12 protein-coding genes are annotated in these 13,394 nt (G+C 62.8%); 4 read left to right on the top strand and 8 right to left on the bottom strand.

Annotation, left to right across the window (positions count from 1 at the left end; translation table 11 throughout):
- Window positions 1-18 precede the first annotated feature (18 nt).
- The 3 genes from PIN31009_RS01170 to PIN31009_RS01160 form a co-directional block, all read right to left on the bottom strand.
- On the bottom strand, window positions 19-438 hold the full coding sequence (locus tag PIN31009_RS01170) for a type II toxin-antitoxin system VapC family toxin (RefSeq protein WP_150789041.1): 420 nt from the start codon (window positions 436-438) through the stop codon (window positions 19-21).
- Between the two features lie 13 nt (window positions 439-451).
- Entirely contained in the window at window positions 452-619 is a 168-nt protein-coding gene (locus PIN31009_RS01165) for a DNA-binding protein (RefSeq protein ID WP_246185467.1), read from the bottom strand.
- Window positions 620-894: 275 nt separating this feature from the next.
- Window positions 895-2,775: a phosphoenolpyruvate carboxykinase (GTP) gene (locus PIN31009_RS01160; protein ID WP_174996872.1), complete on the bottom strand. Its 1,881-nt coding sequence runs from the start codon at window positions 2,773-2,775 to the stop codon at window positions 895-897.
- 580 nt (window positions 2,776-3,355) lie between these two features.
- Here PIN31009_RS01160 and PIN31009_RS01155 point away from each other — a divergent pair.
- The gene (locus PIN31009_RS01155) at window positions 3,356-4,366 is read left to right on the top strand and encodes a D-2-hydroxyacid dehydrogenase family protein (protein WP_150682709.1); all 1,011 of its coding nucleotides are present in this window, start codon (window positions 3,356-3,358) and stop codon (window positions 4,364-4,366) included.
- Window positions 4,367-4,455: 89 nt separating this feature from the next.
- Here the strand turns inward: PIN31009_RS01155 and PIN31009_RS01150 are convergent, their stop codons facing one another.
- From PIN31009_RS01150 to PIN31009_RS01140, 3 genes are all read right to left on the bottom strand, one after another.
- A complete protein-coding gene (locus tag PIN31009_RS01150; RefSeq protein WP_150789039.1) occupies window positions 4,456-5,304 on the bottom strand; it encodes a patatin-like phospholipase family protein in 849 nt (282 codons plus the stop codon).
- A 55-nt stretch (window positions 5,305-5,359) separates the two neighbouring features.
- A complete protein-coding gene (locus PIN31009_RS01145) occupies window positions 5,360-5,761 on the bottom strand; it encodes a PaaI family thioesterase (RefSeq protein ID WP_150789038.1) in 402 nt (133 codons plus the stop codon).
- 215 nt (window positions 5,762-5,976) lie between these two features.
- Window positions 5,977-6,564: a hypothetical protein gene (locus tag PIN31009_RS01140; RefSeq protein ID WP_150682706.1), complete on the bottom strand. Its 588-nt coding sequence runs from the start codon at window positions 6,562-6,564 to the stop codon at window positions 5,977-5,979.
- Between the two features lie 372 nt (window positions 6,565-6,936).
- Between PIN31009_RS01140 and PIN31009_RS01135 the strand changes: the two genes are divergently transcribed.
- Complete coding sequence (locus tag PIN31009_RS01135; protein ID WP_058376763.1) at window positions 6,937-7,344, top strand: DoxX family protein; 408 nt, start codon at window positions 6,937-6,939, stop codon at window positions 7,342-7,344.
- Between the two features lie 244 nt (window positions 7,345-7,588).
- Window positions 7,589-8,152, top strand: coding sequence for a Spy/CpxP family protein refolding chaperone (locus tag PIN31009_RS01130; protein WP_174996870.1), 564 nt, complete (start codon window positions 7,589-7,591; stop codon window positions 8,150-8,152).
- Between the two features lie 143 nt (window positions 8,153-8,295).
- Here PIN31009_RS01130 and PIN31009_RS01125 read toward each other — a convergent pair whose 3' ends face one another.
- Window positions 8,296-8,982 carry a Fe2+-dependent dioxygenase gene (locus PIN31009_RS01125; RefSeq protein WP_058376761.1) on the bottom strand — a complete coding sequence of 229 codons (687 nt, stop codon included), beginning with the start codon at window positions 8,980-8,982 and terminating at the stop codon, window positions 8,296-8,298.
- A 165-nt stretch (window positions 8,983-9,147) separates the two neighbouring features.
- Window positions 9,148-11,418, bottom strand: coding sequence for a TonB-dependent receptor (locus tag PIN31009_RS01120; RefSeq protein WP_150682705.1), 2,271 nt, complete (start codon window positions 11,416-11,418; stop codon window positions 9,148-9,150).
- 694 nt (window positions 11,419-12,112) lie between these two features.
- Between PIN31009_RS01120 and PIN31009_RS01115 the strand changes: the two genes are divergently transcribed.
- On the top strand, window positions 12,113-13,150 hold the full coding sequence (locus tag PIN31009_RS01115) for an aliphatic sulfonate ABC transporter substrate-binding protein (RefSeq protein ID WP_150789036.1): 1,038 nt from the start codon (window positions 12,113-12,115) through the stop codon (window positions 13,148-13,150).
- Window positions 13,151-13,394 lie beyond the last annotated feature (244 nt).

Raw genomic sequence — 13,394 nt, 5'->3', positions numbered from 1 at the left:
GAGCGAACGTCGGACTCGTTAGTGCAGAAACGGGTTGTGTACCTCCACACCGGTATCGGTGAAATCCTTCACGTTGCGCGTGACGACCACCAACCGATGAACCAACGCCGTCGCGGCGATCAGCTTGTCGATGGCGTGCTCCTTGTGCTTGGCACGCATGCGTCCCCACGCATGCCCGATCTCTTCGCTCACAGGCAATACAAAACCTCTGTAGTCATACAAGAGCGATTCCAGCCAATTCTCGACCAATACGGCCTGCGGTGCGTCACCCCGGCAGCGTAACGAAGCGGCACCTCGGCGCATCTCACCAACGCTGATCACCGATAGATAGCGCGGTAGCTTCTGCTCTACGGTGTGCCGGATGAATGCAGTGACCCCGGGATCACTGCGTCCTCGCTTACGAAGCTCGCTGACGACATTCGTGTCGACCAGATACATCGATGCCTCCTCCTCAATTTTCCCGTGCGAAATCGCTATCCAAGCCGACGTCGGGCATGCTCATCAGTGCCTCGCCAAACGAACGCCAGCCCGGACGATGTGCGACACCTTCCAGAATGGCCAGCGCCTCTTCCTCGGGTGTGCGGTCGTGCAACGCCGCACGCGATCGAATCGATCTCATGAGTGGCTCATCGATACCGGCGATCAACATGGTGTGCATGGGCACCTCCTTCAGTTCGTGGATACATGATCGTTATCCGCGCTCGGACAACCGAAGAAATGCTAGCACCTCACATGCATCACGAGCTGTGCAAATTTGCTTCTGACAAGGCTTTCAGAAGGATCACAAAAACAAAAATCCCACCGGCGTTACCCCCGGTGGGATCTTCTTCCTAGCCAAAGTGGCGTTCAACCATCCAACAGCGGCAATACGTCAGCAGTGCCCAACGCCATCACTCACGCCTTCAACCGGCGCTCGATATCCGCCTTCGTATCGAGCAGGGCTTGCGGCAGGTTGTGCTTGAGCGTCTCGAACAGCTCGGCGTGCAGCTTCAATTCTTCATGCCACGCGGCCGGATCCATCGACGTCACGTCGTTGAATTGCGCCGGCGTGAACGACACGCCGTCCCAGTTCAGATCTTCGTAGCGCGGCGTGATGCCGAACGCGTTTTCCACGCCCTGCGCCGTCCCATCGATGCGACCCAGCATCCATGCCAGCACGCGCATGTTCTCGCCGAAACCCGGCCACACGAACTTGCCGTCGGCACCCTTGCGGAACCAGTTCACGCAATAGATCTTCGGCAGCGTGGCGCCCGTCTTGTCGAGATGCGCGCCCGTGTCGAGCCAGTGCTGGAAATAGTCGCTCATGTTGTAGCCGCAGAACGGCAGCATCGCGAACGGGTCACGGCGCACCACCCCCTGCTGACCGGCCGCCGCAGCGGTGGTCTCCGAGCCCATGGTCGCGGCCATGTACACGCCTTCCGTCCAGTCGCGTGCTTCGGTCACCAGCGGCACGGTCGTCGAGCGACGGCCGCCGAAGATGAACGCGTCGATCGCCACGCCTGCCGGGTTTTCCCAGTCGGCGTCGATCGACGGACATTGCGATGCCGGTGCCGTGAAACGCGAATTCGGATGCGCTGCCTTGCGGCCCGATTCCTTCGCGCTCTCCGGCGTCCAGTCCTTGCCCTGCCAGTCGATCAGGTGTGCCGGCGGCGTGTCCGTCAGGCCTTCCCACCACACATCGCCGTCATCGGTCAGCGCAACGTTGGTGAAAATCACGTTCTCGCCAAGCGTTGCGAGCGCGTTCGGGTTGGTCTTCTGGCTCGTGCCCGGTGCCACGCCGAAGAAGCCGGCTTCGGGGTTGATCGCGTACAGACGGCCGTCCTTGCCCGGCTTGATCCACGCGATGTCGTCACCGATGGTCTCGACCTTCCAGCCCTCGAAACCCTTCGGCGGAATCAGCATCGCGAAGTTGGTCTTGCCGCAAGCCGACGGGAACGCAGCGGCCACGTGGTACTTCTTGCCCTGCGGCGAGGTCACGCCGAGGATCAGCATGTGCTCGGCCAGCCAGCCCTCGTCGCGGCCCATCTTCGACGCGATACGCAGCGCAAAGCACTTCTTACCCAGCAGCGCATTGCCGCCGTAGCCCGAACCGTAGCTCCAGATTTCGCGCGTTTCGGGGAAGTGAACGATGTACTTGGTGTTGTTGCACGGCCAGGCCACGTCCTTCTCGCCATCGGCCAGCGGCTTGCCCACGGTGTGCACGCACGGCACGAATTCGCCGTCATCGCCCAGCACGTCGTACACGGCGCGGCCCATGCGCGTCATGATGCGCATGTTCACTGCCACATACGGGGTATCCGACAGTTCCACGCCGATGTGCGCAATGGGCGAACCCAGCGGGCCCATCGAGAACGGCACGACGTACATCGTGCGCCCGCGCATGCAGCCTTCGAACAGGCCGTCGAGCGTGGTGCGCATTTCGCGCGGATCGATCCAGTGGTTGGTGGGGCCGGCGTCTTCGCGCTTCTCGCTACAGATGAACGTGCGGTCTTCCACACGGGCGACGTCCGACGGATCGGACAGCGCGAGGAACGAGTTGGGGCGTTTGGCCGGGTTGAGCCGCTTCATGGTGCCGGCGGCGACCATCTGTTCGCACAGACGGTCATATTCCTCCTGCGAACCATCGCACCACACGACGCGCGCAGGCTGGGTGACCGCAGCGATCTGCGTGACCCAGTCGATCAGCTTGCGATGACGCACCCACGAGGGCAGATCACGTGTGACGACATTGGACGAAGAGGAATTGAGCGCGCTCGCGCTACTGGCTTGCGTCATGGGGGTTGTCTCCATGCAGAGTCGGTAAATCGGGGCGAACGCGGGGCGTTCGTCGCGCGGGCACCGCTGGGTGTCGGAGCGCCGGGACAGCACGGCCGGTTGGGGATACCGGACGCACAACCATGTCCCGCCGCTTGCCATGTGCACCGGAGAATCCGGCGCCCACCGGCACGGGCCGCGTGAAATAGGGAGCGCATCGCACATCGTGCGGCACACGCGGGAAGGCAGGGGGCAACATGCGCACGGGTAGGTGCGCAGCAGGCGTCTCGCTCACCGGTTCCGACTTGTTTTTGCGGGGTGGGTTCGATTTTTTGCCATCGTGTTTGGGCGGTTTCGCCATGGTTGCCAGGACACCTGCCATACTATGCAAAACGAGGCGTCAGCATACCACCGCGCAAATCGCGCCGGTGCTGCGTCGCAACAAGGCTGGTGCGGGTTTTGCCCGACTTTTGTCCGGGTTTTGCCGGATGGGCGCCAGCCGAGTCAACGACCAGTGCGCCCGCCGAACATGGCGGCCTCCGACAACTGTTACGTCAGCACGCGGCCCACAGGCCGTGCGCGGAACCGATTACGCTTTGCCATGAAAATTGCCATTCTCGACGACTATCAGGACGCCGTTCGCAAGCTCGACTGCTTTTCCCTGCTCGCCGGACACGACGTCAAAGTCTTCAACAACACCGTCAAGGGCGTCGGCCAGCTCAGCGCCCGTATCGGCGAAGCCGAGGTGCTGGTACTGATTCGCGAACGCACGGCAATCACCGCCCAGCTCATCGACAAACTGCCGCGTCTGCGCGTCATCAGCCAGACCGGGCGTGCGGGTAACCATATCGACATCGACGCCTGCACCGCGCGCGGTGTGGCCGTGCTTGAAGGTGTCGGCTCCCCCACAGCTCCCGCCGAACTCACCTGGGCGCTGATCATGGCGGCCCAGCGCCGCATTCCCCAATATGTCTCCAGTCTCAAGCACGGCGCCTGGCAGCAGTCGGGCCTGAAGTCGTCGAGCATGCCGCCGAACTTCGGTCTCGGTCAGGTGCTGCGCGGCCAGACGCTCGGCCTCTGGGGCTACGGCAAGATCGGCAAGCTCGTCGCGGGCTACGCCAAAGCTTTCGGCATGGAAGTGATGGTGTGGGGTCGCGAAGGCTCACGGGCCGCGGCTACGGCCGATGGTCTGCGCGTGGCAGACAGCAAGGAAGAACTCTTCACGCAAAGCGATGTGCTCTCGGTGCATCTTCGCCTGAACGACGAGACGCGCCACATCGTCAAACTCGAAGACCTTCAGCAGATGAAGCCGACAGCGCTTTTCGTGAATACGAGCCGCGCCGAACTGGTGGAAGAAAACGGCCTCATCACGGCGCTCAATCGCGGGCGCCCGGGCATGGCGGCGATCGACGTCTTCGAGAGCGAGCCGATTCTGCAAGGCAACCCGCTGCTGCGTCTCGAGAACTGCGTCTGCACGCCGCACATCGGCTACGTCGAGCACGAAAGCTACGAGCTTTACTTCCGGGTGGCGTTCCAGAACATCGTCGACTTCCTGAACGGCGACCGCGCACATGTCGCGAACCCGGCCGCGTTGCTGGGCTTCGGCCGTTAAGCGAACGGCCATCTGGCATCGGGTTCGGCAGATGCAGCAAATCTGACGAACCCGGCAATGCTGTCGTGCGGTTCGGTGAGCTGCCCCAACTACCCCAACGTCTCCAGATGGCGCAGGAACGTCTCGCCATCCTTTCTACCGAGGTCATACGCCGGCCCCATCATGTCGGGCCGCGTGTAATCCCAACTGGAGATCGGCACCGGCACTGACGGCTGCACATACAACCGGTCCTGCCCCGCGTGGTGCTGCGTGAAAATTTGCGGCCGCGGATAGCGCCGCGTCACCAGCACCAACACCTGCCCCGGCGTCGCGTCCAGCGCGTCGACGGGCACGTTGTCCACCATGCCCCCATCGAGCACTGCCCGGCCGCCTCGCCGCAAGATCGGCGTGAACGGCGGCGTGCACGACGACTGCAACATCAGGTCGGCCAGATCCGAGGTCGTCGCACAATCCTGCGCCCGGACAAATTCAGGTCGAAACCCCAGTTGCCGCGCGAGCGTCGGGTGCAGCGTGCGCCGCACGTGTTTATCGATGTTGTAAGCCACGAGCCCCGCCGCCGTCGCCGATCTCGGCCCCAGCCAACGCGGGATATGCGAAACGCCGACACGAATTTCCGGCCCGGCGGCGAGCTTCTCCAACTGGCCGTCGTAGATGTCGAGTAACGCCTGACGGTAAATCCGATAGTGCGGAAACACGCGCTCACGCCGCAGCAGGTTGCCCCAATAGGCGTTCTTGCGATTGTCCGCGAGCGCCTGCCGGTAGTAATCCATCACCCAGTCCGACGCGCGCATGTGCAACATGCAGGCCGTGGCCGCCCCCGCCGAGATACCGGCAATGACACGCGGGCGCAACGGCACCTCACGCGTCACCCGCTCCCAAAACCCCGCCTGCCACCAGCAGCGATTGCCGCCGCCGGCAAATACAATCTGATCGAACACCGTAGCCTCCCTGCTCCGTCAGTCCGTCGTGTCGATACGTTTGCCGATGCTGCGCTCAGAGCAATGCGTACGTCGTGGTCGCATGCACAGCCATCTTGCCGGACGCGTCGAAAATCTCGATCTCGCCGAACACCAGATTCTTGCCCCGGCGCAAAATGCGCGCGATCACGCGCAGATCGCCTTCCGTCACGGGGCGCATGAACTGCGTGTTCAACGTCACCGTCGTCATCGGTTGAAAGCCGCCAAGCGCCGCCGACAACGCCACGACCATCGCCGTATCGGCCACCGCCATGAACACCTGACCGCAGATGACGCCGCCGCCATGTTTGAACGCCGCGTCGAACGGCAGACGCAACTCGCTTTGCCCGGCCCCCGTCTCCACGATCTGCAAATTCAGTTGCCGCACCCACGGCGAGACGAGTTCTTCGAGCATCTTCTGCGCTTGCACCAGCTCCATCCTGATCATCCTTGTCGTGAATCGTTATTGAGTTCGTGACGACGATGATAGCCCCATCCGGCGCCGCACCGGGCCCCAAAACAAAAGCGCCACCCGGTGAGGGGTGGCGCAAGCGCCTTATGACGGCGCTGCTTTGCATACCGCTTCCGTACTGCGCGTGCGTGTGGTTTTGGCGGACCCGTGAAGCTTAGGCCGCTGGGCCGGGGCGCAGTCCGTTATCCGTTCGTCTTGTCCTGACGGATGCGGTTGCTCTGATGGTTTTCCTTGTGTTGAATACCGGCTTGCTCGCCCGCGCTCACATGGCCGTTCTTGCCCGCATGCGCTTCCGCCGTATCGACATGCGCCTGACCGTGCTCGAGGCTGCCGACCTGATGGTTGTCGAGCGTGCCTGCGGCCTGCCCCTGAGCGATGCGCTTCTGCTGATTCACGTTGCGTTGCACGTCGGCCTGCATCCGCTCGGACGACTTGGAATTCGGGTTGGCCACGACGCCGTTGCTCTTCGCCTGCGCAATCTTGGCGCTTTCATGATTCTGCGCCGCAGCGATGCGGGCCTTCTGGGCAGCCGTGTCGCCGGTGCGATCGGCGTGCGCCTGCATGCGATCGATCTTGGCTTCGCCCTTCTCGAGACTCGACGCTTCCTTGGTGCTCAACTGGCCGCTCTTCAGACCGTTCTCGATGCGTTGCTGCTGGTTGATGTCGCGCGAGGTTTCGGTCGCCGTGCTCTGGGCGAAGGCTTGCCCGGCGAACACGCCACCGAGGGCAACAGTCACGGCGCTCAGGATCAGAGTTTTACGAACGTTCATGATGGATTCCTTATTTGCTTGCGCGGTGGGCCGCTGGCGCACCACGTCGGCCTGATGCCGGTCGGGGCCCGGTACCGTCGGCGGGATTGCCGATCGTTTGCCGTGTCCTTAAGGCGAATAACGTGCCCCGGCGCCCGCCCGCCGACAGCCGCCGTGTAACGGGCTCGCCGCAAAAGTAACCGGCTGTAATCAGCGGGCCACAGGGAATTCTTGCCAAGTGCCTGAAAAGGTTGGGAGTCCCGCAGACAGCGCGGTAACGATTTGATACAGTGGTGCCGATTTGCAAGGCGCGCGAGCCGCTCGAGCGCCGACCGAACCCCGAACCCATCAGCCCCCGTTGCGCACATCCGCAAGAAAGGAAGGAGCCTTACTATGCAGAGCACCAAAGACGATCTTGGCAAACTGATCCTGCGTCTTACCCTCGGTATCCTGCTGCTGTTTCACGGCGTGAGCAAAGTGATCAACGGCGTCGGATTCATCGAAGGCATGATCACCTCGCATGGCCTGCCGAGTTTTCTCGCTTACGGTGCCTATCTGGGCGAAGTTCTCGCACCGGTACTGTTGATTCTCGGCGTGCTAACCCGTCTGGGCGGCGTGCTGGTGGTGGGCAACATGCTCGTCGCTTTCTCGCTGGTGCACCTGAGCCAACTCGGCGAACTGTCGAAGACCGGCGGCTGGGCACTCGAACTGCAAGGCTTCTATCTGTTCATGGGCCTGTGCGTGATTCTCTTTGGCGCCGGCCGCTACAGCGTGTCGGGTGGCCGCGGCGCGTGGGATTGAGCAACGCCTGAGCCAGCCTGAAAGCGGGGAACTGAAAGCGTTCCTCACTGTCGTGCGGTTGTTCACAACGGCCCGCCTCTGTCGAACATAAACGGCACAAGCGGGCCGAGTCGTTTCGGAATATTGCGAAAGCGGGCGCTGGTAACGTTGAGTAATACGGCCGTTGCACTTTGCAACTTGTTCAGCGGGGCGATGACTTACTCTGAAAATGCCAATTCCGGCAGTATCAACAGGAGTCAACACCATGCGCAAACTGAAGATCGCCGCTGCGTCGGCCGTCCTCGTCGCCACTTCGATGTTTGGCCTTGCCCATGCCGCCGACGCCACCGCGCCGGCCACGGGTCCGCAAGCCGCGATGCACCATATGCGCGGCGGTCACGGTCCGTGGGGGCTGGGCGACATCAAGAAGTTGCACGATCAACTGAAGCTCAACCCGCAACAGGAACAAGCCTGGCAGCAAGCGGTGGCCACGTCGAAGCAGAACCATGACGCGATGCGCCAGAACGGCCAGCAATTGCGTCAGTCGATGATGCAGGCGAAGGATCAGAAGATTCTCGATCTGGCCGGCATGCGCGCCGCCCGTGAGAAGGAATTCGATCAGAACCGTCAGCTTCGTAGCCAGACCGAGGATGCCTGGTTGAATGTCTATAACGGTCTGGACGACGGCCAGAAAACCCTCGTGAGCAGCGCCATCAAAGCACGCTGGGCCAAGATGAAAGACTGGCACGACAAGGCCATGCAGCATCGTCAGCAGATGCACAAGGGCGCCCCGGGTGCCCCGGCAGCGACGCCGCCGGCTGCTCAGTAAGTCGAGTCATAAGCCGAGCCATAACAAGCGCGAGGCCAGCGCAGCCGGACGCGACAGTCCGGCGCTTCGTGACACGCCCGGTCCATTGGGACCGGGCGTTTTTTTATGACTTGGCGAACTGGCGAACCGGTGAGCCACGTGGCTCAGGTCTCGCTCCAGATCCGCAGCAGGTTGTGATAACAGCCGATCAGCGTGCGGCGCGCCGTCTCATCCGCGTCGGATGAATTGAGCCGCTGGATCGCGTTGTCCATGTCGAAGAGCAGCGTGCGCTGCGTGTCGTCCTTCACCAGACTTTGTACCCAGAAGAAGCAGCCCACGCGCGAGCCGCGTGTGATCGCGTTGACGCGATGCAGGCTGGTCGCCGGGTACAACACCATATCGCCCGCCGGCAGCTTCACCTGATGCGCGCCGTACTGGTCTTCTATCACCAGCTCGCCACCGTCGTATTCGTCGGGGTTCGCGAGAAACAGCGTGGCCGACACGTCGGTGCGAATGCGCATGCCGCTGCCCGGTTGCAGTCGAATCGCCCCGTCGACGTGGTTGCCGAAGTGCATGCCCTCGCCGTAACGGTTGAACATCGGCGCATAGACCTTGTTCGGCAGCGCGGCACTGATGAAAAGCGGATGGCGTTCGAGCGCCCCGAGAATCACGTCGCCCAACTCCCGCGCGATGGCCGAGCGTTCGTCGATCTGCTGATTCTGTTTGACGGGCGCGCCCTGATAGCCGGCCGTAGCCAGCCCGTCCACCCAGGCGTCTCCGGCGTTATCCAGTTTGGCGCGCACCCAGCGCACCTGATCGGGGCTGAGGACATTTGGCACATGCAGCAACATCGGCGGGCATCCCTCGTGAAATAGCAAGGCGCGAGCGCGGCGACACCGCCGGCTCGCGCCTCGTATTGTCCGTCATTTTGGCCGGACCCGGCCAGCGCAGCGGCCGCCCGCTTGCGATGGGTCAAGCCGCGACGGTGACCCTCCCTGCGGACAACGCCAACCGCATCAGAACCGATACGTGCCCGTGAGCATTGCCGTGCGTCCGACGCCCGGCACCGCACGCCCGCCATCCGACGGAATCAACGCATCGAAGTAGTTCTTGTTGAACACGTTCAGCAGGTTGAGACGAATATCGTATTTCGGCTGATGGTAGGCCACGGTCGCGTCCCAGCGCGTGTAGCCACCCACACGAATCAGGTTCGTATTCGCGGCATAGCGCATCGACATGTAGTTCATGCCGCCACCCACTTCCCAATGCCCCAGCGTATACGTCGACCACAACGTGACCGAGTGACGCGGCGTGTTGGCGAGCACATTGCCCTGCGTACCGTCGTTCGCTTGCAGCACCTGCGAGTTCAGGAACATGTAGCCGCCCATCACCTGCCAGTTAGAGGTGATATGGCCCGTCACGCCGACCTCGGCGCCGCGGATGCGCACCTTGCCTGCGTCGGTGAACTCGCCGCTGGTGCCGGTCTGCGTGCGCGAGTTGTTCTGCGTGACCTGAAACAGCGCGGTGTTGATCGAGAGGCTGTCGTCGAACAGGTTCCACTTGCTGCCCACTTCGAACGACTGGTTCGTCTCGGGCGGCAGCGCCTGCGTGTTGTTGGTGACGGTGAGCTGTTCGAGCGACGGGTTGAACGACGTGCCGTACGAGAAGTAATACGACTGCGATTCGCTCGGCTGATAGATCAGGCCCGTGCGCACACTCGTATAGTTGACGGTCTGCGTGGCGTAACCCGGCGCACTGATCGTGTTCGAGAGTTGCGCCTTGTAGCGATCCCAGCGCAAACCGCCGACGAGCTTCCACTGCTTTGTCAGCTCGATCGTGTCGTTCGCATAAAACGCCACCGACTCCGCGCTGCCTTGCGCGAGGTTGCCGGTGGTCTGCGTCACGTTCGGCAGGTTCGAGTAATACGCCTGGCTGCTCGCCGGAATCCAGCCCAGAAAGCCCGACGCCTGCCCCGCGCCCGTGCGCAGGTAAGTCTGGTTCTCATAGGTATCGCGCCCGACTTCCGCGCCGGCGATCAGCGTGTGCTTGAACGGCCCCGTGTCGAACGTCTTCACGACATCGGTCTGGTTATAGAGCGACGTGTCGGTGATCTTGCGGTCGTGACTCTGCAACTGCACCCAGAGCTGATCGAGCGAATACGACGGGATGCCCGCCGTTTTTCCCACCGGCAGTGCCGTGAAACCGCCCGACCCGTTGGGCACGCCTACCGCGTGCGGCGCGGTCTCGATGGCGTCGATCACATAGCGGCTGTACTGCGTCTGGTTGGTGATCTTCAGGCTGTCGTCGAACTTGTGTTCGATCTTGGCCGAGAAGCTCATCACGTCCTGCACCGTGCGATCGGTCGTCAGGCCGTAGAACTGGTTCTTCGGGATCGGCAGCGGGCTGCCGTTGTAGCCCACGGTGCCGTAGTCGGGCATGTCGTGGTTATGCTCGATGAGCGCCGACAGAGTGATCTGCGTGGGCGTGCCGATACCGAGCTTGAGCGTGGGGGCAATGCCGAAGTCCTGACTGCTCATGACGTCGCGCGTGGTGTGAATGTCCTGCGCGAAGCCGTTGATACGGAACGCCGCCGTATCCGAGAGCGGATGGTTGAAGTCGAACGACGTGCGATAGCGGTCGTTGGTGCCGATGGTGCCCGAGACTTCATTGAGCGGCTTGAGGTTGGCCTGCTTGCTCACCTGATTGATGACGCCACCGGTCGAGCCCCGGCCGAACAGCATCGACGACGGGCCTTCCAGCACTTCGATGGAGTCGAGATAGAACGTGTCGCGATAGTACTGGCCGCGATCGCGGAACCCGTCGAGATAAATGTCGGTGCGCGCCGTGAAACCGCGCAAGTTGATGTTGTTACCGATCTGGCCGCCTTCCGCGCCGCCGATGGTGATGGCCGGCGAATTGCGCAACGCATCGGCAAATGAGGTCGCCCCCTGCGCCTGCATCACGGCCTTGTCGATGACCGTCACCGATTGCGGAATGTCGCGAATGGCGGTCGGCACCTTGCCGCCGACGGTCGAGACGTCGCGTTGGTATTCGTCGCGAATCGACGTGCCGGACACCTCGGTCTGCGGCAGCGCTGCGGCGGGTGCGTTGGCGGCCGGGGCGGTCTGTGCTTCGGCGGTAGGCGCGGCCGGTGTGGCAGTGGCCGGCGCGCTAGAAGAGGCCCCGGAAGTGGCGCTTTGGGCCATCGCAGGCGTAGCGAAGGTGGTGGCGAGCGGCGTTGCGAAGAGGGCCATCATCGCGAGGGCCAGCGGCTTGCGTTGCATCATGATCGGTGTCGGTGTGCGTCGTCGTTGATTGCGCGCCAGTCCATGAGCCCTTGCACTCATCGTTGCCCGTTGGCCGGCGTCGAAATTTGCGCCGGAGAACAACCGCGGCACCCGATCGATTCGATCCCTGAAGCGCCGCCCGTCCCTCCCCGACATGCGGCGCGAATATAAATAGGAATGATTTTCATTACAAGCATCCAAAAGGATGGTAACTCTATGAAATTACGGGATTTTTTGTAATACGTAGTAATACGTTTGCACCAATGTCGTGCGCACCTCAGGTAAGGCGATGAAAGCATGGCAAATGCTTTCTCGACACGCTGTCGGTAATGCGCCGAGTGACTGGCATTGATCGAGGGTTTTCCCTAGGGCCATAGACGCAACGGCTGCTGAATTCTTGAGCAAACCTGACAGTTTCGGGAGGGTTCCGGCGCTCGCCTGTGGTTTCACCTGTCGATATCGCCGCAGTTGCCACGAAATATCCGGGTGTTGGCGGCGCGAAGATCTTCCGCCAATGGCATGGCGACGAAAGCGAATATCGATATGCGCGTCGTGCCGCTAAGCAAAGTCGAATAACTTGTTGGCGCGCTGTCGGCGCGGCGCGTTACAAGTCGGGCACGCGCAGCGCGCCGCCCGTGTGAGGGTCCGGACCCGCTGCATTTCCCGCAGACCGCTTTGTTCCGACCGATTTCCCATGTCCCATTCGCCTGACTCCGCCCGCCGCCGCCACTTTCTTCAACGAACCGGGGGCACGCTGCTGGCCGGCGGTGCGCTCTCCGCGATGGGAACGTTCGGCGCCATCGCTGGCGCACTGGGTTCGCTGACGCAAAGCGGCAACGCCCATGCCGCCGACGCACCGCTCACGCTGCGCATCGGCTATCAGAAGTCGTCCACCCTCATCGTGCTCGCCAAGACCCGTGGCACGCTGGCCAAGGCGCTGGCACCGCATAACGTCACCCTCACGTGGCACGAGTTCACCAGCGGTCTGCCGTTGCTCGAAGCGCTCAACGTCGGCAGCATCGACTTTTCGGCCGACGTCGCCGACACGGTGCCGGTCTTCGCGCAGGCCGCCGGCGCGCGCATTGCCTATGTGGCACGCGAGACGCCCTCGCCGGACGCCGAAGCCATTCTGGTGCCGCAAAACTCGCCGATTCGCTCGCTGGCCGATCTCAAAGGCAAACGCGTGGCGGTGACGAAAGGCGCGGGGGTGCATTACCTGCTGATCGCCGCGCTGCAAAGTGTCGGATTCCGATTCACTGACGTGCAGCCCGCCTACCTCACCCCGGCCGACGCGCGCGCCGCCTTCGCGAGCGGCAATGTCGACGCGTGGGTCACGTGGGATCCGTTCTTCGCCAGCGTCGAGCAGCAGGACAAGGTGCGCGTCCTGAGCACCGCACGCGGGCTGGCCGGCTACCAGCGCTACTACCTCGCCACCCCCGCGTTTGCGCGCGATCACGACGCCGTGCTGCGCGCGGTCTATCAGACCTTGCGCGAAACCGGTCAGTGGGTACGCACCAACCCTCGCGAAGCCGCCGCGCAACTGGCCCCGGTGTGGGGGCTGGATGCCGCCATCGTCGAAGCCGCGAACCGCCGGCGCAGCTACGACGTGCAACCCGTCGTGCGCGAAGCGATTGCCGAGCAGCAGCGCATTGCCGACGTCTTCACGCAGGCCGGGCTGCTGCCCAAGCGGATCGACGCCGCCGACGCCACCATCTGGCAAGCGCCGGCCTGATACCGCATACGGTTTCGCACGGCCGGCACGCACCGTCGCCCTCACCGGCTGCCCCCCGTTGCGCCAGGCGCACCGGGGGTCGCCGACTGTTGCAAAAACCCCGCGCACAGGGCATCGGTTCAAACATTTACTGATGGATTTTTCGGGTATTGCCGACGAGATTCATACACCTGTTTATACTTGGGCCTGCAATACGAGAACAAAGACGGCCGGAGCCCCCCCGGAACGGCCCTTGGCGTTGTGC

This window comes from Pandoraea iniqua (assembly GCF_902459685.1).
GTDB classification, from domain to species: domain Bacteria; phylum Pseudomonadota; class Gammaproteobacteria; order Burkholderiales; family Burkholderiaceae; genus Pandoraea; species Pandoraea iniqua.
This window is presented reverse-complemented; position numbering and strand designations above follow the sequence as displayed.

Excerpts from the sequence above, each read along its gene's own strand:
- PIN31009_RS01170 (WP_150789041.1), bottom strand. The coding sequence starts at position 438 with ATGTATCTGGTCGACACGAATGTCGTCAGCGAGCTTCGTAAGCGAGGA.
- PIN31009_RS01165 (WP_246185467.1), bottom strand. The coding sequence starts at position 619 with ATGAGATCGATTCGATCGCGTGCGGCGTTGCACGACCGCACACCCGAG.
- PIN31009_RS01160 (WP_174996872.1), bottom strand. The coding sequence starts at position 2,775 with ATGACGCAAGCCAGTAGCGCGAGCGCGCTCAATTCCTCTTCGTCCAAT.
- PIN31009_RS01155 (WP_150682709.1), top strand. The coding sequence starts at position 3,356 with ATGAAAATTGCCATTCTCGACGACTATCAGGACGCCGTTCGCAAGCTC.
- PIN31009_RS01145 (WP_150789038.1), bottom strand. The coding sequence starts at position 5,761 with ATGGAGCTGGTGCAAGCGCAGAAGATGCTCGAAGAACTCGTCTCGCCG.
- PIN31009_RS01140 (WP_150682706.1), bottom strand. The coding sequence starts at position 6,564 with ATGAACGTTCGTAAAACTCTGATCCTGAGCGCCGTGACTGTTGCCCTC.
- PIN31009_RS01135 (WP_058376763.1), top strand. The coding sequence starts at position 6,937 with ATGCAGAGCACCAAAGACGATCTTGGCAAACTGATCCTGCGTCTTACC.
- PIN31009_RS01130 (WP_174996870.1), top strand. The coding sequence starts at position 7,589 with ATGCGCAAACTGAAGATCGCCGCTGCGTCGGCCGTCCTCGTCGCCACT.
- PIN31009_RS01125 (WP_058376761.1), bottom strand. The coding sequence starts at position 8,982 with ATGTTGCTGCATGTGCCAAATGTCCTCAGCCCCGATCAGGTGCGCTGG.
- PIN31009_RS01120 (WP_150682705.1), bottom strand. The coding sequence starts at position 11,418 with ATGATGCAACGCAAGCCGCTGGCCCTCGCGATGATGGCCCTCTTCGCA.
- PIN31009_RS01115 (WP_150789036.1), top strand. The coding sequence starts at position 12,113 with ATGTCCCATTCGCCTGACTCCGCCCGCCGCCGCCACTTTCTTCAACGA.